Below are 25,035 nucleotides of genomic sequence, written 5' to 3'. Positions count from 1 at the left end.
TAATAATTGTTTTCAGTAATTGTTAGTTTTTCTTGTTAGTTGGTTTAGCTGTTTAGTTTATTATTCCTTAACCTCTGCAGTTTTCTCTTCTTCTGTTGCTTGATAAGGTGTCGCTTTCTTACCAAATAAAGAGAAATGTACATAACGTTTTGGATGTTCTTTTAAGTCGCGTAGTAAAGCTTCTAATTCTTTACTTGCTCCTTCTAAGTTACTATATAATTGTTCGTCTTTCAATAATTTACCAACTGATCCCTTACCGCCTTGGATATCTCCCATGATTTTATCCATACTTGCAGTAGCGTTATCTAAGTTAGTAAAAGTAGATTTGATATCCAAAGCCTTTAAATCTGTAGAAATAGAAGCAAAGTTGCTACTCATCGTGTTTAAGTTAGTCAACGTACCGTCTAACTTAGGCTGAGTCGCTGCAACCATCTGATTAGTAGCTGCCATTAACTTATTAGCACCTGCTAAAGTACCATCTAATTGAGTCATTGCGCTTTTTAAACTCTGCTGTGTATTCTCATCCATTATATTATTAACAGAAGCTAACATTGTATTTAAATTGGCTAAAGCCTCTTCTACTTTTAACTGTAAAGGTTCAATTTGTTTTGTCAACTTCTCAGTCATATCTAAAACTACCTCTCCTTTAAGCGTTTGTCCAGACTCAGCGAAATTTGTATCTCCAAATAAAGGATCTATCATAATTCCTTTACCTCCTAATAATCCAGGAGAGTAAATCTTAGCTACACTATTCTTAGATATATTTATTTTTTGAGTCATCAATAACTCAACTTTTAATTTTCCTGAAGTATTATCTAAATCGATCTTAGATACTTTCCCTACGACTAAACCATTAATGGTAACCGTTGAAGAAGTAGTCAATCCTTCTACATTATCGTATTCTACATAAAATCTAGTACTGTTATCAAATATGTTTCTCCCTTTTAAAAATGAGTAACCCCAAATGAACAAAGCAATAGCTCCTAATACTAAAATCGCTGTTTTAATTTCTCTTGATATTTTCAAAACTTTTCATTTTTATAACACGCAAAAATAAACTTTTATTTCTAAAGCGCTTGATATTATTTTAATGCTTCCTCTACTGTAATCACTTTACCATCCTTGAATGCTACAATAAATGCAGAACTGTGTCCTTTATCCTTTGCTACTTTCTGATTTTGTTTCGCTGTCTCATAGTCACTTGTCTCCCCGTAATAATATTTACTAAGATTTCCTACGCGCATTGTCGTCACTCCTCTTAGTCCTTTAAAATTCTCAGGTTTTAAAGCTAACACTTTTGATCCTGCTGCAATTTGCACTTTAAAAACAACTTTTTTAGTGTTTGAACTACTTTCTTTTCGAGAATTAGTAGTTGTCTCGTTAGTTGTAGTCTTTCTACTATTATCAACTTTAGCCGTTGCTTTATCATTAGAATCTGCTAATACTAGAGTTTTACTACCTCCATAATAAGCTGCTTTATAATCAATAATCCCTTGTGCTATAGAACGAGCTAATTCTTTCTGTCCTTTACTTGAAGTCAAATAATTCCCTTCTGCTGTATTAGAAACAAAACCTAACTCTATCAATATACTAGGCATAAAAGCCCCGTGTAATACCCAGAACGGACCTTGTTTTACTCCTCTATTCTTTCTCTTCAGATCATTTGTAAAACCATCCTGTACTCTACTTGCTAAATCAATACTCTGATGAATATAATCCTCTTGTAATAGTGTCAAACCAATAATAGACTCTGGAGAAGAAGGATCAAAGCCCGCATACTTAGTCTTATAATCATCCTCCATCATAATCACCGAGTTCTCCGTCTTAGCTACATCTAGGTTAGATTTATTCTTACTAAGCCCCATTACATAAGTCTCAGTACCAGAAGCAGATTCACTATTAACACCATTACAGTGAATAGATACAAATACGTTTCCATTGTTATCATTAGCTAATACAGATCTCTCCTTTACTGGAACGAACACATCTGTCTTACGAGTATAGAACACTTCTATATCAGATTGTTTTTCTAATATCTTACCTACCTCTAAAGCTACTGCTAATACAATATCCTTTTCTACATTCTTCTTATGGTTAGTACCAGTATCTTTTCCTCCATGTCCAGGATCTAATACAACTTTAAATTTTTTCCCATTCTGTGCTTGTATAGAGAAACTCAGGAAAAGAATAGCTAGTAAGGCAAACAGTTTAGAACGACTGTAATTCATATAAATGATATTTATAACGTTTTATAATTTAAATAAAAATACATTTTCAAAAAAAATATATGTAAGTTTGACACGTTAAAAACAACGCGCTTAATTTTACAAAAATAGCATATATATAGGTTTGCGAACAAATATTTTTAATATCGTTTTCATTTTATTGGTTTTTGGAGCAACTTTAACACAAAAAGGGATTGCACAAGACAACAATAAGAAATTTACAGCTGTAAATACTACACTAAAAAGAGATTCTATAGTTACCACCTCTGACACTATAGACAAACTTGCTGTACCCTCTATCCAGGATACACTTAAAAAACAAAAAGACACCATAGTTCCTGCTAATAAACCTCTTCTTGAAGAGATGGTTTATAGAAAAGCAAAAGACTACGAAGCTCTAAACTTAGCAAAAAAAGAAATTACGTTATATAATGAAGCTGAAATACGCTATCAAGATTATGAACTAACTGCAGGTAAAATCATTTTCAATTATGAAAAAAACGAAATCTATGCAGGAGGTATTAAAGATAGTGTTGGTAATATGTCGCAATATCCTGTTTTTAAACAAGGGTCACAGATCGTAGAGCCAGATTCTATCCGCTTCAATACAAAAACTAAAAAAGCATTAGTCTTTAAATCTCGTACTTCGCAAGGTGAATTTAGAATTAAAGCAGAAGTGAGTAAAAAGGAGAATGACTCTGTTTACTTCATGAAAGATGTAATCTTTACTACTGCTAAAGATTTAGATGATCCAGAATACTACTTCCGTACCAATAAGGTTAAGTTAGTACCTGGCAAAAAAGTAGTTACAGGAGTTACCAATATGGTGATTGCTGATGTACCTACACCACTAGGGTTGCCTTTCGCCTTTTTCCCGATGTCAGAAAAAGCCGAATCAGGATTTATCATACCAAGCTTTGGTGATACCAATCAACAAGGATACTATATTCAGAATGGTGGTTATTACTTTGCGATAAGTGATAAAATGGATTTAAACGTATTAGGGGATTATTATACCAATGGTAGCTGGGGATTGAGACTTAACAGTTCTTATGCTCAACGTTATAAATATAACGGACGTGTTTTAATCCGTTATGAAAACAATATCTTCTCTGAAAAAGGACTTCCAGATTACGCATCTAGTAAGCTATATAATATTCAGTGGAATCACAGTCAAGATGGTAAAGCTAATCCTAACTCGCGATTCTCTGCGTCTGTTAACTTAGGTAGTAGCCAGTACTTCAGACAATCAAACAATACCTATAACGTAGGAGCTTCTATGAATAACACCATGAGCTCATCTGTTAGTTACCAACGTACTTTCGAAAGTGTACCACAAGTGAATATGTCACTTACTGCTACTCACTCTCAATCAACAAATACGAAGGAGATTAACATGACTCTTCCTACATTACAAGTAAACGTAGATCGTGTATTCCCTTTTGCACCAAAATACGGTTCTAAAAAAGGTATTATTAAAAACTTAAACTTCTCGTATTCTGTACGTGGAGAAAACCGTGTAAAAACACACGAAGATTATTTCTTTAAAAGAGAAATGTTCGACAGTTTAAACACAGCATTCCAACACAGTATTCCGATTGCAACAAACTTTAAAATATTCAAGCACTTCTCTGTAACGGCAGGTGCTTCATATAATGAAGTTTGGTACTTCAATACCATAGAGAAAAAATACAACGCACAAACTAATAAAGTTGATGACATTAGAGTAAATGGATTCGACAGCTTTAGAACATATAATGCTAATGCTAGTATTGGGACAACTATTTATGGTACATTCAACTTTGGAGAAGACAAACGAATCCAAGCTATACGTCACGTAATGCGTCCAAGCATTGGGTATTCTTATACACCTAGTTTTGAACAGTACTATGACACCTATGCCATAGATGCTACAGGACAGACCTTCCAAGATTATACTCGCTTCCAAAACGGTATTTTTGGAGCCCCTGGTAGATATAACTCCAATATGATGAACTTTAACTTAAGTAACACTTTTGAAGCTAAAGTTAGAGATGATGATAATGAGAAAGGTGAACCGAGAAAAGTAATGCTTCTAAATAGCTTAAACTTCTCTACGAGTTATAATATGTCTGCTGATTCACTTAAGTGGTCTCCTGTACGTGTAAGTGCTGGTACAGCTCTATTTAAAGATAAAATGCAAATTAACTTTGGAGCAACACTTGACCCTTATGCTTTAGACAATAACAATAGACGTATAGATACTTACAACATTAACAACGGAGGAAGTTTATTCCGTCTGACAAGTGCTAATATGACTGTAAACTGGTCTCTATCTAGTAAAGATGCCATGTTCGGTAATGCTGAAGACAAAAAGAATCAAAACTCTTTAGACAATGGTGGACGTGCTGATGATTTATTTGGTAGAGCTGTAGAGTTAGGTAATCAAAAAAGAAGTACACTGAGTGACGATGATGAAGACAAACCTTTTGGTGGTTTCTTTAATGCTAAACTACCTTGGGATTTAACCTTTGCCTACTCCATGACTTATAACAACTCATCGAGACAGAACGAGATAGTCAATAACTCCGTCATGGTATCTGGAAATGTAGATGTCACACCTAATTGGAAAGTAGGTTTCTCTACAGGTTATGACTTTGTTCAGAAAGGAGTTACCTTTACTCAATTAAGATTTGAACGTGATTTGAAGAGTTGGAGAATGGACTTCTCTTGGGTACCTATCGGAACCTATACAAGTTGGGGATTCTTTATTGGTATACGCTCATCAATGTTAAGCGATATCAAATGGGAAAAACGTAAAGCTCCAGACAAAATATACAGATAAAAATAATTCAGAAAGAGGAGGCGTATTTTTACTCCTCCTCTTTTTTTAAAACTATACTTTATGAAGAAAATTATCAATTCAGACAAGGCACCTGCCCCTATCGGACCATACAATCACTCAGTAATGACTGGTGATCTATTATTCATCTCAGGTCAAATTCCTTTTAATCAAGCAACAGAAACGCTTGTAACAACAGGTATTGAAGACGAAGCAAAACAAGTAATGGCTAATCTACAAGCGATACTAGAAGCAGCAAATATGACATTCGAAAACGTTGTTAAAGCAACTATTTTCTTAACAGACATGAATGACTTCGCTAAAGTAAATGAAATATACGGAAGCTTCTTTACAGCTGCTACAGCGCCTGCCAGAGAATGTATGCAGGTAGTAAAATTACCTAGAAATGTAAATGTAGAAATATCTATGATAGCTTCTAAATAAGTAGAAAGCACAGTATTAAAAAGGGGTGATTATTAATTAATAATCACCCCTTTTTAATACTCTTATTTTTTACTTCTAGATTCCCATAAATTGAAAAGCTTTTGCTTTCTCTAATTTATTATTAACTAAACCTGCATATTGTTGTTTTTTAGAAACATCTAACTTTCTAACGCCTGACTTATCACTAAAGTCAATTGATTTTAAATCTAGCCACATTGGAGTTAACGCAATTGGATCCTCATAATAGTATACTAAGTTCTTTTGATCAGACACTGTTCTCCACTTAGTAGAAGACAAGTTTGGTTCTCCATCTATATGCACTCCATATGGAACAGAAACATTTCTAATAATACTAAAAGCTGCTCCTATAGATACTTTTTCATCATCACTTTGTTCTACTGCTTTTGCATAATATGAAGCACGTGCAAAACGATCTTCAGATCTACCTGTACCAGGTAACACTTTATTACCAGGCAAATAGTTCCAATAATCTCTAATAGCTAACTGCTTATCATATGTAGGTGAATTCGCTACCACAGTATAAGAAGGATCGTGATAAATTTTTAACTTTCCATCAATAAACTCAAAAATAGCATTATCTCCTTTTACATCAGATATTGTTAAATGTACAGTTGCCAATGAAGTACGTCCTGGTGTATTAGCCGTAACTACAATCAAAGGGTTCTTCTGTAAGTCAGTTACAGCTTCATTTACATCTGCATAATTATCTAACACATACTGAGCCCATGCTGCCAAGCTAATTCCTTTGTCCTTCCCATCAGGGTTGTACTCTGGATATTGAGATTCTACTAACCAAAGAATATTAGCCACCAACCCTTTTTCATTCATTCCATCGGTAGTTGCAATATCAAATGCAGAAGTTATAACACTTCCGTACTTAGACTTCCATTTTATTGAAGCCTGCCCTACTTCTCCATTGCGCTCCATCCCTCTTGGAAACACCCATATATTAGGCATAATCTCTTCTTTCCAGTCCATCGAACGCGCTGTGATAACAGTATTATTTGGCCCTTTATAAACAACTCTTGTACATGCATCAGCTTCAGTCAATCCAAAGATAAATGCTCCCAAAACAAAAGCTCCTGTAAACACTCTTTTTATTCTTTTCATAATAAACATAGTTAAGTTCCTACTAAATTAGCTATTTAATTAATCACTCAAAAGCAATTAAACAAAATATAACATCTTTTATCTTCCTTCTTAAATAAATTACTATTTTTAAAATAAACGATTTTTACTTTAAAAATATACTAGGTTGTTCCAAACACCATGCCTATTTATTTTTAGGTGTTCTTTTTAATCTAATACAGACGAGAGTATTCTAATCTTATTGAAATCAATCTTTAGCGAATCTTAGATTCAACCAACAAACGTAACAGTAATTAATATTTTTAAATTAAAACATAAATTACAACTTCGATATTTATGAATAATCAGAACGTTCAGCTTGCACTTTCTAGGGGATTACTAGGGGTTTTCTAGGGCTTTCCTTGCCCAGAAGGTGTCTTTCTCGAAGAAATGTGCAAGAAACCCGCAAGCAAACCCCTAGCAAGTCAATACAAAACTATCTTTAGCATCTCAAGTAATATTGAGAAGAAATGGAGTTCTTGCTAACAACTCTGTAAATGAGCTATTTAAATATTTTTCCCATTTGTAATTGCTAAAAACTAATTGTCACACGTACGCAAGTTTTTACCTACAAAAAAAGGCACATAATACCTATGCGCCTATTCCCTTTATATTTGTCTAGTTTTTTTCTAGAATTTCCTTACTTAATTGTACTGATAGCATTTAACAACAACTGAGCTGAAGCTTCATTTGTTGCCAAAGGTACATTGTGTACATCACATACTCGTAATAACATATTAATGTCTGGCTCATGAGGGTGTTTTCCTAGAGGATCTTTAAAGAATAGCACCATGGCAGTCTTTCCTTCCGCTACTCTTGCAGCAATCTGAGCATCTCCCCCTAATGGTCCAGAAAGCATACGCTTTACCTTAAAGCCCGCATCCTCTGCCATACTTCCTGTAGTTCCTGTACCAATCAATGATATTCCTTCACTTGATAGAATTTCTCTGTTTTTTTTGATAAACTCTAACATTTCTTTCTTCTTAGCATCATGTGCTACAATTGCTATTTCCATACTTGTTATTATTTATGATATTCGATTAATCCGTCTAATGGCTTTTGAATTATTTTTCCAACCTGAATATTATGTTCAGCCATCACTTCTCTAAACTCATCTTGTAAAAAATATGCCACAGAACCCACAAAGTGTACAGGTACACTAGTATACTCTGGGTTATTCTTTATATAGTGATTTACAAAAAAAGATATTTGCTCTCTAATCATTTCTTGAAAAAAAGCTTTATCCTTATGCTCAATCAAAAAAGGCAAAAAAGAAGCCATATAAGCATTAGGGTTTTCTTTCTTATAAAAATTGTACTTCACTACATCAGCATCTACATCGTATTTACTTTTAAATAAATCTGCTAATTCTTTAGGCATCATTTTTAAAAAGAAACTCTTGATCATTAATCTACCGAGTGCACTTCCACTACAATCATCCATAGCCATAAAACCTAAAGACTCTATTCTTTGATATACTTTCTCTCCATCAAAATAAGAGACATTAGATCCTGTACCATTAATACAGACTATTCCTTTTTCTCCTTTTCCTACAGTCGCGTAAATAGCCGCATAAGTATCTTCGTGAACATTAATGTTTTTACAATTCGCAAAGTAATCTTCAGCAAATCTTTTAACGATATTTTTTGTACGATCAGACCCACACCCTGAACCATAAAAATAAAGTTCTTTAACCTCGTCTTTATTCTTACAGATATCAGGCACTGTATTAACACGGGTAAAGAACTCATCTAAAGTAATAACTTCGGGATTTAGTCCTAAACTAGTCACCGAAGTTATAACATTATTATTCTGGTCAAAGAAAATCCAATCAGCCTTAGTGGAACCACTATCGACGATTATTTTCATTTAAACTATTTAATTATTTTAAATTATTCATTAAGATAGCCATATCAACCATCTTAGCAGAATAACCATACTCGTTATCATACCAAGCTACAATCTTAAAGAAAGTACTGTTTAATCCGATACCTGCTTTAGCATCTACAATACAAGTATGCGTATCAGATACGAAATCTTGAGACACAACATCCTCTTCTGTATAAGCCATCACCCCTTTTAGTTCGTTCTCACTTGCTTTCTTCAATACAGCTAATACTTCTTCATAAGATGTTTCTTTAGCTACTTTAACTGTTAAATCTACAGCAGATACGTCAGCAGTAGGAACACGCATAGACATCCCTGTAAGTTTTCCTTTTAATTCTGGAATAACTTTACCTACAGCTTTAGCAGCACCTGTAGAAGCAGGAATAATATTATTCATAGCAGAACGTCCACCTCTAAAATCTTTCTTAGAAGGACCATCTACTGTAAACTGTGTAGCTGTTACAGCGTGTACTGTAGTCATTAAAGCCTCTACAATACCAAAATTATCATTAATAACTTTAGCTAATGGCGCTAAACAGTTAGTAGTACAAGAAGCATTAGAAACGATTGTATCTGTAGCTTTCATATCTTTCTCATTCACTCCCATAACATACATTGGAGCAGTTCCTGATGGAGCAGAGATTAATACTTTCTTAGCTCCTGCATCGATATGTTTTTGCGCGCTATCTAATTCTTTAAAGATACCTGTACAGTCAGCTACTACATCTACTTTTACTTCACCCCATTTTAATAAAGAAGGATCTTTCTCAGCTGTTACACGGATTGTTTGTCCATTCACTACTAAATGACCATCTTTTACTTCTACAGTTCCATCAAAACGACCGTGAACAGAGTCAAACTTAATTAAATAAGCTAAGTGCTCTACTGCCATTAAATCATTAACTGCTACTATCTCAACATTAGGATTCTTTACAGCTTCTCTTAACATTAAACGTCCAATACGTCCAAAACCGTTAATACCAATTCTTGTTTTCATAATTCTATTTCGTTTTATTATTTCTTTTAAATTGTGATGATATCAGATACTCTAAGTAGTTCCTGATCTATTGGAGAATGACCTTTTACTGCTTGTTCTAATGGTGTAAGCGCTACTTGATCATTGATCAAACCAACCATATAGTTGCGTTCTCCTGCTAATAACGTTTCAACCGCTTTCACACTCAATCTACTTGCTAATACACGGTCGAAGCAAGATGGTGCTCCTCCTCTTTGCATATGCCCTAATACAGACACACGTACCTCGTATTCTGGCAAATTAGTTTCTACGTATTCTCCTATTTCAAATACATTTTTACCTAATTTTTCACCTTCTGCTACGATAACTATACTAGATGATTTTCCTGATTTTTTACTTTTCTTTAGAGATTCTAGTAGACGCTCCATTCCCATATTCTCTTCTGGAATAAGAATCTCTTCTGCTCCAGCTCCAATACCTGCATTCAGTGCGATATGACCTGCATCTCTCCCCATAACTTCTACAAAGAATAAACGTTTATGTGAGCTGGCAGTATCTCTAATTTTATCTACAGCATCTACTACTGTATTTAAGGCAGTGTCAAACCCAATAGTATGACTTGTACCGTGTATATCATTATCAATAGTACCTGGAATTCCCATTACTGGAATGTCATACTCCTTGCTCAATATCATAGCTCCTGTAAAACTTCCGTCTCCACCAATAACAATCAATGCATCAATACCTGCATTCTTTAAGTTCTCATAAGCTGTTTTACGACCTTCCTCAGAACGGAAAGCTACGCTTCGAGCTGTTTTAAGGATAGTACCTCCTTTATTAATAATGTAATTTACATCACGAGGTCCCAATACTTCAAAATCACCTTCAACTAATCCTTGAAATCCTCTAAATATTCCTACACACATTACATCGTGAAAAGAACAAGTACGAACAATTGCCCTAATTGCTGCGTTCATCCCTGGAGCATCTCCTCCAGAAGTTAAGACACCGATCTTTTTAATCGCCTTACTCATATTTTATCGTTTTGAGTAAATTTACGAATAATAGACCATTTTAACAAAAATAGAAGCCCCTTATTCCACCTCTATTTTGTTAAATTATAAGTGTCTGACGGAGCTGTAGATGACTTCCTTCTATTCTCATAAAACTTGATAAAATCCCTATTAAAGTCAGAGTCTGGTAACTCTTCTGATCGGTTAGTATCTTGCTTTTTATTCTTACTTTGGTCTTTCTCTCTTGTTTTAGCCCTATTTAAGATTTTTGAGATCAATTCTTTAAAAGTATCAAAATCTACTTCATAAGACAATCCTACACCTTGCGTATATCCAATCCCTTCACCGATATAGTTAATATCATTTTCGCGATTAAATACTCTTGCACTTAAAGACCCTTCTTCATTAAGGCGTAACATCACCTCTACATCCCCTACGATCACAGACTGCTCCACTCCTCCTACAGGTACACCCAGTTTACCATTGACAGAAATACGATCGTTAACTTTAGTCGAGAAGGTTACCCCTACACGTCCTTCCGTTTGTGTATAAGGATTTCGCTCTCCTTGTGCATAGTTTAACCCTACTTTAAACTTATCGTCCTCATCCGAAAATATCTCATCAAAAATACTACTAGCACGCTCAAATAAACTTCCTGCTAATGTAGAAGAAGAGTTATCAGAAGAGAAGAATGCTCCTGTAGCTAACAGAGCCATCGCTTGACGCTCACGCATATCACGTTCACTCAGCCTATAATCTAATTCTGACTTCACTACAGAACTCACTGTTGGGAAGTTGATTTCAAAGTCTACCTCAGGATTACTTAAACTACCATTTAAGACAATAGCAACATCTGTAGGTACTTTTCTATTGATAATAGAGTTATCTATGATTACACTTGGATTTGCATCTGTATGATAAATTGCCTGCAAGTCTAACATTGCATTCATAGGGTCTCCATCCCAACGAATCGTACCATACTTCTTCACAACAAATTTCTTATCAATCAACCCACCATATCGGAAGTTATACTCTCCTTCATACGCTTGGAAATCCCCCCACATGTTAAACTTACCTAAGGTATTTATCTCCATAGTAATAAAACCTGCTCCTCTACCTCGCATAGCATGTCCAGACTCACGATCTAGTATAATTTCAATCTCTGCATCAGGAGTTAATACAAACTCAAAGTCAAGCTCTATACCACTGTTTCGATATCTATACATATCATACTCTTTTCCTTTGAGACGCAATGCCTTTTCTTGAGGTGATAAGAAGTGTATAAAGTTATTCTCACCAGTACCTTGCGCTTCTTTCAACGGAATCTTAATAGCGGTTCCTTTATTAGATGTCGCATTAATATTAATAGCTAACATCTCTACTGGCCCACTTAACTTAGCCATTCCATTAATAAAGGCTTTACCATAATAGATACTTCCCTCTTCGAATTTAGTATCTAAGGCTAATAAATTAGGAGAAGAAAGCACTAAATTCAATGCCCAATCATTAAACGCCTTATGAGAAATATCTCCGTCTATAATTCCTTCTGTTTTATGCTTAGAATCTATAATACGTACTTTACGCAAGATAAACTGACGCTCTGTTAAATCTAAAGCAGCATCTTCTTCAAAATTATAATCTACTCCAGTGAACTTAGACTTCATACCTGCCTTATTTAGGTGTAATCGTCCATTCACCTCAGGTTTCTTCGCTGTACCCTGAATATTAATTTTTCCTGATGTAGTTCCTCTTACATCAGAAACAATTGTTTTAAGTAAAGGTTCTATCGGTTTAACAGAAAAATCTTTAAATCCTGATTCTAGATTTAATTGCATCTGTTTATTGACAATAGCTAAATCACCATTTAAATAGAACTTTTCTTTCTCATTATCCACAATGCTAGACTGAACTTTAAAGTTCTTTAAACGCTCATCTCCGTCAACATGGAAAGCTAAATCTCCTAGCCTAACCTTATTGACAGCTAGTTCATCTATATTGATATTTACCTTAGGTTGGAACACATCTTTAACCTGAGAGAAATGTAAATCACCATCTATATTACCAGCGAACTCTAGATTAGAAATATCAGGGGCAAACTTAGCTAAGTCTACTTGCTTAAACTCTAAATCAAAATGTTTGTAAGTTGAATCTCTTACTGCGCCTGTCAGATTGACCTCTTGTCCATTATGTGATAATGATAAATCATCAATAGTAAAGTCCTCTAACTTCTTATTAAAAATAACTTTATTCTTCTTATTATCACTTTCATTAATACTCCACAAGAAGTCTTTTAGGAAGATATCTGACTTCTTAAACCCTACTACAGATAGGTTTTCCTCATTAATAGTGTGGTATAAGTTCAGATTAAACTTATCCTTACCATGCGTTCCTCCTTTAAACTCAGAACGAACAAATAGTGTATCATTATGAGTCAAGTTTAATAAATTAAAATCTGTGATACGATAAAACTTAGATTTCATACTATCCAGTGAAACATAAGTATTATATAAAGGGTTAGAGTTATTTACATCTAACAATACATTGTAAAAATTGAAATCTTCAATACCAATACTTGGTGAAGAGAAGTTCAGTTTAAAAATATTATCATCGTTATCTATATTTCCCTCAACATGTGTTGATGCACTTAAAGTCAATTGTGGCAAAAACACCTCTATTAACCTATTGTGTACTGTAATGTCAAAATCGAGATATTGTTCTTCTTTAATCTTATAAGGTGAGTAGTTAGTATATAAACTTCCTAGTGCATTAGTAAACAATGCTCTTAAATCCTTAAACAAGAATTTACCTTTAATATACCCCTCTATTGCCTCCTGTGACACAAAAGAAATAAGACGTTCATTCTCTGGATTAAATTCCGAATTTAATGTAAAATGACCGAATACATACTCATCTTTACTATTGATATAAGTAGTATTACGCATTGTAAATGTACCTGCTAAATCATCAAGAGTATTACCTGAAGCTTTAAACTCAAACTGTCCTTTAAATTTAGAAAGTGTATCATTTACTAAATGTAATGCATATAAATCTGCGTAGTCAACATCTGCAATGAAATCATAGTTCTTAACTTCTGAACTCAAATCTATCATCCCATTAAAGTCTAACTGCAAATTAGGGTCTTGGCTGTGTACTAAACCGCGATAATAAGGCATCTTTAACAATCCATCTACCGCAATATTCGTGTACTTATACTTAGCAAAGTCAAAAGAGAACACATCTCCCTTAATACTTGTGTTTAAAGATTTTTGATTAAAACCAACTCCATCAACCTCTAAATCTACAGAAGTCAAACCAAAATTCTGGTTCTTTATAAATTCTCCTAAGTCAAACTTCTCTAAAACAATATCCCCTTTATAAGCAGCTAGATTGGGATTATCAAGGTTTTCTATATCTATAACAGCTTTTCCTTTTCCAATAGACGTCAATAAATCAATATCTGTTTTTAGGGTGCGCTTCGTCATCTCGATATCTCCTTTGATATCTACTTGTCCAAGATTAGTTAATTCCGTAGGTAATAGTTCATGCAATAACTCAGGCATTAACCCTACAATGTGATCACGAGTAATAAATAGTCGATCCACATTAGCCTTCATCCAGAACGGCTTTACTTTATCGAATACATTTCTAAAACTAAATAACCCTCTCACATTAGACATATTGTCATCTACTAAATTTACATTTTTCATTGTAAAATCGTTCATCACACCATTAATATGCCCTGTAACATACACCATCTTATTCTCTGCAAAAATACCTGTAAAGGCATTTAAATCTGAGGAATTCAATACTGCTTTTCTAATCTCAAAATCCCAATTCACCTTATCTACGAAGTACTTCATATCTCCTAAAGCATAAGTGAACTTAAGATCTCCTTCTATAGCCGACTTTTTCGTTTGTAAATCTAGCTTCTCCATAGAGATACTAGTTTTAGTATGAGTAAAATTACCTGACAGATTTGTCACGCCCATACCCCAATTATCCTCAAAACTAGATTTCAAAACATTAGCATAAATATCAGGTCCTTTAATAAAGAAGTCTTCTACTTCCCCATTAATATTTTTAAAATCTATTGCTACTGGTGTTTCTGCTTCATCGTCAGAAATGATCAAATGAGTATTTTTAATTGTTAGATGAGAAGATTTCAGCCTAAACTTACCTTCTCCCTCTTTTCCATCATCAAATGCATTAATCAACTGATCTAAGGTTGTAAACTCTTCTCCTTTGTATTTATGTATTCTTAAATACAGTCCATCCACCTTAGTTTTACCAAAATATAGTCTTCCTTGAATAAGTTCATTAAAATCTAAAATACTCGTTGTAAAGGCTTTTATTTCTATAAAATTAGTATCGTGATTATCCTTTGCAGTAACCTCTTTCAATGTAACTCGACCAAATACACTGACTGCTAGTCTTTCTATCTCTAACTTAGTACCAAACTGGCTATTAATCTTCTCCATAGCTTGCTGAGCCAGAAAGGTTTGAACCACAGGCAAAGACAGTGCCCCTGCAATGATCACAACCAAGCTAAAGACAGCCAATAATAGGCGAAAAAGTATTTTATTAAATTTTTTGATAACTATTAATGTTTTAAATTTGCCCCAATCTACTCGTGGTTTCTTATAAAAACCAAACAATAAGCAAATTTATATAATTTTCCATAGGGTTGGGTAGATTTTACCTTAATAAATTATACAATTATAGAATATTAAAATGTCTTTAAAACCTACCTATATTTTAGCCATAGAGAGCTCATGTGATGATACTTCTGCCGCAATCATGGCTGACAACAAAGTATTGTCAAACATAGTCGCAAGACAGGAAATACACGAAGAGTATGGAGGTGTTGTTCCTGAACTAGCATCTCGTGCTCATCAACAAAACATCGTTCCTGTGGTTGACATTGCTCTTAAAAAAGCAGGAATAACGAAGGATGACTTAGATGGTATTGCCTTTACACAAGGCCCTGGACTAATGGGGTCACTATTAGTAGGCGGATCATTTGCCAAGAGTTTATCTCTAGCTCTTGATATTCCATTAGTGGCTGTAAATCATATGCACGCCCATATCTTATGTCATTTTATAGATGAAGAAGGATATGACAAACCTGAGTTTCCTTTCTTAGCAATGACCATCTCAGGTGGACATACCCAAATCGTGAAGGTAAATAGTTTCTTTGACTTAGAAATACTAGGAGAAACCACAGATGACGCTGTAGGAGAAGCTTTTGACAAATCTGCTAAAGTTTTGGGATTCCCTTACCCTGGAGGTCCTTTAATTGATAAATATGCTAAAGAAGGTAATCCCAAAGCATTTGCTTTCACTAAACCTAAAGTAGACGGACTGAACTTTAGTTTCAGTGGTTTAAAAACACAGTTTCTTTATTTTATTCAAAAAAATGTAGCCACTAACCCTAATTTTATTGAAGAAAACAAAGCTGATATATGTGCCTCTATTCAGTATACCATTATCCAAATCTTACTAGACAAACTTAAACTTGCAGTTAAAGAAACAGGGATTAAGCAAATCGTCATTGGTGGTGGTGTATCTGCTAACTCTGGTATTAGACAAGCACTTAAAGAAGGAGAGAAAAAATATAAGTGGAAAGCATTCATCCCTAAATTTGAATATACAACAGATAATGCTGCTATGATTGGAATAGTAGGGTACTATAAATACAAAGAATCTATTTTTGCTGATTCTTCAGTAGTTTCTAAAGCACGTATTGAATTCTAAAACTTAAGTATGCAATTATTTTATTCGCCAGAAATCGAAAAAGGACAAACATCTTTCACTTTTGATAAAGATGAAAGTAAACATATCATCAAAGTACTAAGACGTAAAATGGGAGATCTCCTATATGTTACCAATGGTAAAGGCACATTGTTTACAACTAAAATTACTTTAGACTCGGACAAAAAATGTGTTACTGAGATTATCGATTCTGAAGATCAAGCACCTACTCCATTTCGCCTACACTTAGCCGTTGCACCAACGAAAATGAACGAACGTTACGAATGGTTTTTAGAGAAAGCAACAGAAATAGGGATACACGAGATAACGCCAATTATTTGCGACCATTCTGAGAGAAAAATAGTAAAGACAGAGCGATTTGAAAAAATTATTCAATCCGCAATGAAACAATCTTTACAATATCATTTACCTATTCTAAACGACCCCATAAGCTTAAAAGACTTTTTAAATCAAGACCATCAAGGAGAAAAATATATTGCTCATTGTGAAGAAACCGAAAAAGTCTTGCTAAAAGACAGTATAGATATTCACAAAAATTATTTACTTTTAGTAGGTCCAGAGGGAGACTTCTCTACCAATGAAATTAACTTAGCATTAGCAAAAGGATATCGACCAGTATCACTAGGACATACAAGATTAAGAACAGAAACAGCCGCTTTAGTAGCCGTGCATAGTTTCGTATTTACAAATGAATAAAAATCATTATTATGGTGGATGCTAAGACAATCTCTAAAGGAATAATACGTGCAGTTATAATTCTATTTTCTCTTGCTGTATTAGGTCAAATGCTTTTGCAAATTAGTTCAATATTTATATATACTGGATTTGCCTTTGTATTGGCTTTAATTGGCAAGCCTATTGTAGAATTTTTAAGAAGAAAACTTCGTCTATCTAAAGTATTTGCTGTTACTTTGACAGTTATCCTTTTCTTAGCCTTCTTCCTAAGCTTCATATTCATGTTTATCCCTTTATTCACTACACAAGCTCAAAACTTGTCTGTATTGAATACATCACACCTACAAGAAGATTTCAATGGCCTTATACGCAAGATAGACTTCTATTTAGACACAAAAGGATTCAGCTTAGATAAAATAATAGAAGGAGCTAATTTCCGATCTCATTTAAAGTTAGACTTTGTACCTAACCTATTTAATACCATACTAGGTTTGCTAAGTGAATTTGGAATGGGAGTTTTTGCTATTCTATTTATCACCTTCTTCTTTTTAAAAGATCAAGTTTTACTTGAATATCAATTCAAAAAGCTATTCCCTAGCAAGCACGAGATTAAAGTTTTGAAATCAATCGATAAGATAAACAACCTTCTATCACGTTACTTTTTAGGGCTAGTTGCACAGATGTCTATAATATTTGTACTCGCTTTTATCCTATTAGCTGTAGTAGGTGTAAAAGGAAGTCTAATGATCGCCTTCTTAGTCGCTATATTGAATATCATTCCATACATTGGACCTCTTATTGGTAATATATTATCTGTCCTGTTTACGATGTTGAGTTTTATAGGGGATAACTTTAGTGAAGTTACCTTACCTAAGGCAATTACCGTAATGCTTGGCTTCTTATTTATACAACTAATAGATAATATTATTAACCAACCTTTAATCTTCTCTAATAGCGTTAAATCACATCCATTAGAAATATTTATTGTTATTCTTGCAAGCGGCATGTTTGGAGGAATATTTGGTATGATAGCAGCAGTACCTATTTACACTTGTATCAAAGTAATTGCTAAAGAATTCTTGCCAAACAATAAATTTGTACAATTACTCACAAAGAAATTATAATTGAAAACAGAACTATTCTTATCACAAGAAGTACAACAATATATACAAGATCATTTAAATAGTGATCTAACTAAAATAGCATTTAAAAAGAGCCCTTTTGAAGATATCTCTATGAGTGACTTATTAACTCAAATAGAATCAAAAAAGAAAACTAAAGACAAACTACCAACTTGGTTTGAAACAGAAAATATCCTATTCCCAAAAAAGCTTTCTATAGAACAAACCTCATCCGAACCTTGTGCATCTTATAAAGCTTCACTAATATCTGGTGACACTTTGATAGATCTAACAGGTGGTTTTGGTATAGACTGTTATTATTTTAGTAAAAACATAAAGCAAGTATTGCATTGTGAGATGCAAGAAGACCTTAGCGAAATAGTTCGTCTTAATAATCAGGCATTAGGAGTTGATAATATTAAGTGCCATACTGGTGATAGTTTAGACTACTTGGCTCAACATAATCAACCATGGGATTATATCTATGTAGATCCACATAGAAGAAATGACTCTAAAGAAAAAGTGTTTTTCTTAAGTGATTGCGCCCCTAATGTACCTGAGCATCTAGATTTATTATTTTCTAGAAGTACTAATATCTTGATTAAGACTTCTCCTCTACTAGACATACAGGCTGGTCTAAACGAATTAAAACATGTAAAAAGCATTCATATCGTAGCTCTTCATAATGAAGTTAAAGAACTATTATGGATATTAGAAAAAGACTATACAGGATCTGTTGAACTTAATGCTGTTAATCTTACAAAAGACGATACACAACTATTTATTTCTTCATTAGACGATAATAGTACATCACTATTCAGTGAACCTAAACAATATCTATATGAGCCCAATGCAGCTATATTAAAGACAGGTAGATTTGACGCAATAAGTAAACAGTTTAATTTACACAAACTACACCCACATAGTCATCTCTATACTAGTGATGCATTAATTGATTTTCCTGGAAGAAGATTTACAATAGAACAAATCATTCCATATAATAAACAAGAAGCAAAAAAACACTTGCTAAATACAAAAGCAAATGTCACGACTAGAAATTTCCCTATAAAAGTTGAGGAAATTAGAAAGAAATGGAAAATAAAAGACGGAGGAGATACGTACATCTTTTTCACTACAAATATCAAAAGTGAACGAATCTTTATTATTTGCTCACGAACATAACTCCTCTAAAGGTCATATAGTATTTAATATGGCCTTTTTTTATATCATAAGGACACTTAAATTATTTAAGCAATAGGGATATTTAAACCCGAATTATGCAATAGACATATAAACGAAAAGTAATTATACAAAATAGGTCTGAATTAGTGATTAAAGCATACTATAGTATGGTTTGAGAGCTAATGAAAGAACTATGAAGTAGAATTGCTTTGTAGTATTTGGCTAATGCGTAATTTGGGTTTAAACAACACATACGTTTATCACACTATTTACAATAATACTATTGCCTTATTAAAAAAATAATGATAATTTGTCACCAAACTAATAACAAATGAAAAAACTAGCACTCTTACTGATCTTTACTCTTGGCATCACCACTTCGATACATGCACAAGAGAGAAATTGTTCTATTGACTATGAAGAAGTTAACGATACAATTAATTACAGAAAAACAAACAATGTACTTGTTTATGAATTTGACAGAGTATCCACCACTAGCTCATTGTTCTTTTCTTTAGTAAATAACAATGGACACCCCTTTCTAAACTTGCAATATCTACAAAAAAGTCCTGACTTTATTCCTATCACTTGTGTAGCTAAAAAAAGTATGGTTTCAATAAAGTTAGTTAATGGAACAACCATTACAGCACATTACCTAGGAGATGATGTTTGCGGAACTTATACCTATGATCAAGAAAAGAAGAATAATATCAGAATACTAGATGCTGATTTCTATATAAAGAAAGAGCACTTAGCACTATTAAAAGCTTCCCCTATATCAATGGTTCAAATACGCTTTCCAGGTACTTCAGAGCTTTTTATTATTAGGAATGAGTTAAAATCAACTATTGTAGATCTTCAAACAAAACCAACACAATTCTTCATTGATAACATTCCATGCATAGAATAAATGTATTTTGCGATTTAAAATCAAAATAAACACACAAAACATCATATTTTAAAAGGTTTTTAGTAAAACTAAAAGCCTTTTTTTATACCTTTATACGTCAGCTTTTGACATTATAATATATTAAGCGATAAGTGATTATACATCCACTATCCCTTCATTTAACCTTAGTGTGATATTTTTACTAAAATTTATCCGAAAATAATTTGTTTTTATTAATATTTTACCATATTTTTAATTAAAATTACGAGTTTAGACCACCACACTTTACTCAGCTAAATCTAACAAACTATGAAGAAATTTATCGCTTTTTCCGTTGCCTTATTATCGATATTGACGATTACAATACTTCAAGGCTGTTCATCTTCTGATGATAATAACACACTAAATGAACCACAAACTCTAACAGCTACTCATAGTAATATAGAGAGAAAGTGGTTGACTACGTACTATACTTTTACAGCAGATATTAATAAAGCTGTGAAAACAGCATATCAAGTATCCTCTGTAGAAATTACTTTAAAAAATGGTGAATACACCTTATTTGATAGATATAGTGAGAAGAGCGACAAAGGCACTTATACACTAAATGGCAGTTCATTAGCTCTAAAATCATCAGTTGTAAATGAGAATATCAATTTCAAAATAAACAAATTAACTCAAAATGAAATTGACTTAACTGTAATTAATCATAAACACTTAACTTCAGTTGAATTAATTGTAATTAAGTAACAACATATAATTATATAAAAGACTTGTATTCAAAATATGAGTCTTTTTTTTGGCCTAATTCTTGTTTTTAAATATATGTATTGAAGAGGTATTTATTAAAAGCAACTACCTAAGAATACACAATATGAACTATTTTAGTCTTTTTAATATGACAAAACTAAAATACTCACATATTTTTAATATATTAGATCATGTAATAAAAAAAGAAAAGTACTATGAAACAGAAACTAAAAATCACTAGTAGCTTTATCATTATTGCTTCCTTACTCATTTTAGGCCACCAACTTTATATGTATAACATACATATAGAAACCTTACAACAATTAGAAGCTTTTAAAGTACATGAATACGATAAAGAAATATTCTTTAGTGTTCTAACTTTCCTTATTGGTATAACCATGTATATCAGGTCTAGAAGAATAAAAGAATAAGAAGATATTAAGAAGATAGATTGCTAAGCAATCTACTAAGTATTTAAAATAATGGTATAAAAAAACCTTTCTTACGAAAGGTTTTTCTTTTTTATCTTATGTTACTATTTTTTAGCTAAAACATATTTATCAGCTAGAGGTCCAGTAACTTCTTTACCTTCTTGGTCTAACATTAAAAGGCTTCCTTCTTGCACTTTATATTGTGTAGATTCACCCTCAGCAACTAAAGTAACGATTGTTCCTTCAGCGTTCCAAGTAAAAGTACCTTTTTCTTCAAACTTCTCTTCTGCTTTGTCTACATAGATTGTAGTCTTAGCGTAAGTTTTATCTTGATTTAAAACTACAGTAGTTTTAATATCACTATTAGCACCTGGTAAAGTTCCTTCGTAAGTACCTGCCCAGTCTAATGAGTTTTCTGAAGTGTGCTCATCCTTAACAGCAGTTTCTGTTTCAGTTGTTGTAGCTGTTTGCTCTGTCTCTGTTGTTTCTGTTGCTTTAGTATCTTTACAACCAACAAATGCAATACCTGTAAGTAATACAGCTAATGCTAACATTTTTTTTCCTTTCATAACTTTGTTTTTATTATTTGAGAGAATAAAATTACAACAAATAATAGAACGAACAAGAACCAATTCTTTTTTTATATAAAAAAGAAAGATATGATAGGTAATTAATATACAATACAAATATTTGCCTCTCAAACCTTATTATTTTTAACATTCTAAACAGCTTGGACTATAAATGTCAATAAGCTAAATCTATAAACTCCCCTTACCTTCTTTTCTATATAGTCAGTAGTAACTAAATAAGCTTTCACTATTTACACAATCACAGCCACCCCCTCCATAAAAGAGAACTTCTACATTATACCTGATATTATTATATTTTTCATTTTCTTGTATCAAAACGAGATGTCATTAGATGTCACTTTTCTTATTTTTAATATCTTTTTAAAACTTATTTAACATTTATATAATCACTTTATTATTCAAAAACAAGCTATTAGCCCTAACTACTTTAAGATTCTTTTATCACCCTATTATAAAAAAGCTTATATTTGAATTGATTATAATAGTTATTTGTTGTTGCATACATTATACAAACAGTAATTCAAATAAGTTATTTATAACAACTAACGGTAAATAATTTTAATAACGATAAAGAGTATTTTAATTTTCTTACTAGCGCTTTTTAATCCGAGTACACTAATACTCGGATTTTTTTATTTACAAAAATTGGAATAATAATTGTTTAAAAAACGAGGGAGTTTTTTCATTCATCAAAGCTTATCCACCCTTAGTCAAATAAATGAGTATAATCACATAATAAAACTGTATTTCGCATAGTATTAATAATAGACCTTCTAAAATTGATTGTAATTTAACTATGATAAATAAATTTCTTTCTAAGCCGAAACGACTATTCTTTGTCGTTTTTTGGACTACCCTTACTTTCTCAGTTTACCCACAGATACTATCGCCACACGATCACAATATTTGGTTACTACCTACTTTGATTGTTATGACATTCACAATAAGTATTTCCCATTTTGTAAGTGATTTTTTACTACCTAAAGCCCTCAAAAAAGGTTCTATAAAGAGCTTTTTACTATTCGCTTTATTCTTTATTATTTTGTTATCTATATTATTAGCTACTTGCTTTACACTATTTCCTTATTTTTTGAGTAGTAGTAATTTATTTGTACAAGATGCACTTCTCAACCCAAGAGATTTATTCTTTAACCAGTTATATAAAACCATTCCATCCGCTATGGCCATTATTACAACTACCTGCGGAATACGCTTCTATGAAGAACACCATCGTATAGAGAAAATAAATACGAAGTTGAAACAAGAACACTTAGAAGCACAGATCAAACTGTTACAAGATCAAATCAATCCTCACTTGATGTTCAATGTATTGAATCATATCTATACCTTAATGCAAAACGATGTAGAACTTGCCTCTACAGTCCTACTTAAGTTCTCAGATATCTTAAGATATCAGTTATATGAATGCAATCATAAGATGGTTCTATTATACAGAGAAATTCAATATCTAAAAGATCTAGTCGCTATAGAACAAATTAGATGGGGAGATGAACTAGATGTGAACTGCAAATGGAATATGACCAATCAAAAGTTAGTAATTGCTCCCTTGCTATTAGTACCTCTTATCGAGAACGCATTTAAACATGTTTCGAGATTACCTCACACAAAAGGATATATAATAATCAACTGTACTGAATCAAATAATACACTACATTTATATATCGAAAACTCTAATAGTATAAAGTATAAACTGCCTAAAAAAGAAGGAGGTATTGGAGAAAACAACATAAAAGAACGCTTACTTATGCAATACCCTGATATGCATACCCTACAGATAGAGCATACAGATGACAAACATATTGTAGAACTAACCATTCAACTAAAAGAAGAAGTATGTCCATAGATAAAAAGAATTCCCCGTTAAAATGCTTAGTAGTTGATGACGAACCCTTAGCTAGAAAAGCAATTATTGACTATATCGCTAAGATTGATTTCTTAACAGTAGAAGACTCATGCGCATCTGCTATTGAAGCACTAGAGCTAATACAAGATACCTCTTATGATTTACTCTTTTTAGACATTAATATGCCTTACCTCACTGGTATTGAGTTCCTAGAATCTATAAAACAGCCTCCTCTTGTTATTTTTACAACGGCTTATTCAGAACATGCTTTAGACGGTTTTAGACTACAAGTAGTTGATTATCTACTTAAGCCTATCTCGTTTAAACGATTCTATCAAGCAACCTTAAAAGCAAAAGAATTATTCGACTTAAGAAATGCAGATCAGAATGAAATGACTAATAGTATTGACTCTACAGTATATGTCAAGCATGAAGATAGTTTCGTAAAAATAGATTGGAAAGATATTATGTACATTGAAGCAATGCAGAACTACCTAAAACTTCATCTAAACCACCGTTGTTTAATCATTCATCAGACCATGATTGCCATAGAAGAATTATTACCTAAAGAACACTTCTACAGAATTCACAAATCCTTCTTGATCAATATCAATCATATCGAATCCATATCTGGTGGTCGAGTATTTATTAAAGAAACAGAACTACCTATCTCTAGAATGAGAAAAGAAGCCTTACTTAATGAAGTAGTATATAAAAACCTACTAAGTAAATAACTCAAAAAAGAACATCAAATATTCCTTGACATACATCCTTCTGTAACCTACACTATGCTAAGAAAAAATCCACATTTGACAGATATCACTTAAATAAATTTGGCGAAATACCAAATTATGGTATTTTTTATACTGATAATTAAATCAATAAGTTATAGCAAAAAATACTTCGATTTTATTGAACGATTATTTCGACAATTTTATTAATTTACAAATTAAAAGTGGAAAATATTCTTCTGCAGGTGAAGTTATAAGAACCGCTCTAAGAATGTTTGAGTATGAAGAAGCTAAAAAAAACTAAATTAATAGAAGAAATCAAAAAAGGAGAGAAATCAGGGTTCTCTTCAGATTTTAACCGTGATACTTTCAAGGAAGACTTACATCAAAAATATGCAACCAAAGAATGAAGTACAAAATCAGTAAACAAACTGAAATTAACTTGGAAAACATTTCACTAAACTCTTTCTTTCCATATCCCTTTAAACAAAAAACGTTTTAAAAGAAGGTCAACG

21 protein-coding genes are annotated in these 25,035 nt (G+C 32.7%); 12 read left to right on the top strand and 9 right to left on the bottom strand.

From position 1 onward, the window contains the following. Positions 1 to 60 precede the first annotated feature (60 nt). Positions 61 to 1,026, bottom strand: coding sequence for an MlaD family protein (locus MODO_RS09625; protein WP_006259201.1), 966 nt, complete (start codon positions 1,024 to 1,026; stop codon positions 61 to 63). 56 nt (positions 1,027 to 1,082) lie between these two features. Further along, complete coding sequence (locus MODO_RS09620; RefSeq protein WP_006259202.1) at positions 1,083 to 2,228, bottom strand: N-acetylmuramoyl-L-alanine amidase family protein; 1,146 nt, start codon at positions 2,226 to 2,228, stop codon at positions 1,083 to 1,085. Between the two features lie 121 nt (positions 2,229 to 2,349). Here MODO_RS09620 and MODO_RS09615 point away from each other — a divergent pair, with 121 nt between their 5' ends. Together MODO_RS09615 and MODO_RS09610 are read left to right on the top strand one after the other, a co-directional pair. Continuing rightward, positions 2,350 to 5,049 carry a putative LPS assembly protein LptD gene (locus MODO_RS09615; protein WP_006259203.1) on the top strand — a complete coding sequence of 900 codons (2,700 nt, stop codon included), beginning with the start codon at positions 2,350 to 2,352 and terminating at the stop codon, positions 5,047 to 5,049. 60 nt (positions 5,050 to 5,109) lie between these two features. Further along, complete coding sequence (locus MODO_RS09610; RefSeq protein WP_006259204.1) at positions 5,110 to 5,490, top strand: RidA family protein; 381 nt, start codon at positions 5,110 to 5,112, stop codon at positions 5,488 to 5,490. Positions 5,491 to 5,565: 75 nt separating this feature from the next. Here MODO_RS09610 and MODO_RS09605 read toward each other — a convergent pair whose 3' ends face one another. The 6 genes from MODO_RS09605 to MODO_RS09580 all read right to left on the bottom strand — a co-directional run bounded on the left by MODO_RS09605 (position 5,566) and on the right by MODO_RS09580 (position 15,170). Further along, positions 5,566 to 6,621, bottom strand: coding sequence for a linear amide C-N hydrolase (locus tag MODO_RS09605; RefSeq protein WP_006259205.1), 1,056 nt, complete (start codon positions 6,619 to 6,621; stop codon positions 5,566 to 5,568). 658 nt (positions 6,622 to 7,279) lie between these two features. Next, a complete protein-coding gene (locus MODO_RS09600) occupies positions 7,280 to 7,654 on the bottom strand; it encodes a methylglyoxal synthase (protein ID WP_006259206.1) in 375 nt (124 codons plus the stop codon). Positions 7,655 to 7,662: 8 nt separating this feature from the next. Further along, entirely contained in the window at positions 7,663 to 8,508 is an 846-nt protein-coding gene (locus MODO_RS09595; RefSeq protein WP_006259207.1) for a BadF/BadG/BcrA/BcrD ATPase family protein, read from the bottom strand. A gap of 13 nt (positions 8,509 to 8,521) precedes the next feature. Further along, the gene (gene gap / locus MODO_RS09590; protein WP_006259208.1) at positions 8,522 to 9,523 is read right to left on the bottom strand and encodes a type I glyceraldehyde-3-phosphate dehydrogenase; all 1,002 of its coding nucleotides are present in this window, start codon (positions 9,521 to 9,523) and stop codon (positions 8,522 to 8,524) included. 26 nt (positions 9,524 to 9,549) lie between these two features. After that, positions 9,550 to 10,536: a 6-phosphofructokinase gene (gene pfkA, locus MODO_RS09585; protein WP_006259209.1), complete on the bottom strand. Its 987-nt coding sequence runs from the start codon at positions 10,534 to 10,536 to the stop codon at positions 9,550 to 9,552. Between the two features lie 71 nt (positions 10,537 to 10,607). Beyond that, positions 10,608 to 15,170, bottom strand: a complete 4,563-nt coding sequence (locus MODO_RS09580; RefSeq protein ID WP_006259210.1) for a translocation/assembly module TamB domain-containing protein — start codon at positions 15,168 to 15,170, stop codon at positions 10,608 to 10,610. A 76-nt stretch (positions 15,171 to 15,246) separates the two neighbouring features. On the opposite strand from MODO_RS09580, the gene tsaD reads away from it, so the two are divergent. From tsaD to MODO_RS09550, 6 genes are all read left to right on the top strand, one after another. Next, positions 15,247 to 16,269: a tRNA (adenosine(37)-N6)-threonylcarbamoyltransferase complex transferase subunit TsaD gene (gene tsaD / locus MODO_RS09575; RefSeq protein ID WP_006259211.1), complete on the top strand. Its 1,023-nt coding sequence runs from the start codon at positions 15,247 to 15,249 to the stop codon at positions 16,267 to 16,269. A 9-nt stretch (positions 16,270 to 16,278) separates the two neighbouring features. Further along, positions 16,279 to 16,983: a 16S rRNA (uracil(1498)-N(3))-methyltransferase gene (locus MODO_RS09570; RefSeq protein ID WP_006259212.1), complete on the top strand. Its 705-nt coding sequence runs from the start codon at positions 16,279 to 16,281 to the stop codon at positions 16,981 to 16,983. 11 nt (positions 16,984 to 16,994) lie between these two features. Then, positions 16,995 to 18,086: an AI-2E family transporter gene (locus MODO_RS09565; RefSeq protein ID WP_006259213.1), complete on the top strand. Its 1,092-nt coding sequence runs from the start codon at positions 16,995 to 16,997 to the stop codon at positions 18,084 to 18,086. Next, a complete protein-coding gene (locus MODO_RS09560) occupies positions 18,087 to 19,265 on the top strand; it encodes a class I SAM-dependent methyltransferase (protein ID WP_006259214.1) in 1,179 nt (392 codons plus the stop codon). Between the two features lie 331 nt (positions 19,266 to 19,596). Then, complete coding sequence (locus MODO_RS09555; RefSeq protein WP_006259215.1) at positions 19,597 to 20,175, top strand: hypothetical protein; 579 nt, start codon at positions 19,597 to 19,599, stop codon at positions 20,173 to 20,175. Between the two features lie 288 nt (positions 20,176 to 20,463). Further along, positions 20,464 to 20,904: a hypothetical protein gene (locus MODO_RS09550; protein WP_006259216.1), complete on the top strand. Its 441-nt coding sequence runs from the start codon at positions 20,464 to 20,466 to the stop codon at positions 20,902 to 20,904. A gap of 535 nt (positions 20,905 to 21,439) precedes the next feature. Here MODO_RS09550 and MODO_RS09540 read toward each other — a convergent pair. Continuing rightward, positions 21,440 to 21,904, bottom strand: coding sequence for a copper resistance protein NlpE (locus tag MODO_RS09540; protein ID WP_006259219.1), 465 nt, complete (start codon positions 21,902 to 21,904; stop codon positions 21,440 to 21,442). Positions 21,905 to 22,721: 817 nt separating this feature from the next. Between MODO_RS09540 and MODO_RS09535 the strand changes: the two genes are divergently transcribed. From MODO_RS09535 to MODO_RS19685, 4 genes are all read left to right on the top strand, one after another. Further along, positions 22,722 to 23,789, top strand: coding sequence for a sensor histidine kinase (locus tag MODO_RS09535; RefSeq protein WP_006259220.1), 1,068 nt, complete (start codon positions 22,722 to 22,724; stop codon positions 23,787 to 23,789). Beyond that, positions 23,780 to 24,523 (top strand): LytR/AlgR family response regulator transcription factor, encoded by a 744-nt coding sequence (locus tag MODO_RS09530; protein ID WP_006259221.1) that lies wholly within the window; start codon positions 23,780 to 23,782, stop codon positions 24,521 to 24,523. Before MODO_RS09535 ends, MODO_RS09530 begins: the two co-directional genes overlap by 10 nt. A gap of 178 nt (positions 24,524 to 24,701) precedes the next feature. Further along, entirely contained in the window at positions 24,702 to 24,824 is a 123-nt protein-coding gene (locus MODO_RS19580) for a ribbon-helix-helix domain-containing protein (RefSeq protein WP_230486148.1), read from the top strand. Continuing rightward, the gene (locus MODO_RS19685; protein WP_006259222.1) at positions 24,802 to 24,930 is read left to right on the top strand and encodes a hypothetical protein; all 129 of its coding nucleotides are present in this window, start codon (positions 24,802 to 24,804) and stop codon (positions 24,928 to 24,930) included. Before MODO_RS19580 ends, MODO_RS19685 begins: the two co-directional genes overlap by 23 nt. Positions 24,931 to 25,035: the final 105 nt, after the last annotated feature.

It is taken from the genome of Myroides odoratimimus (assembly GCF_001485415.1).
Taxonomy (GTDB): domain Bacteria; phylum Bacteroidota; class Bacteroidia; order Flavobacteriales; family Flavobacteriaceae; genus Flavobacterium; species Flavobacterium odoratimimum.
Note: the sequence above shows the minus strand (reverse complement) of the source record. Positions and strands in the feature narration are given on the sequence as shown.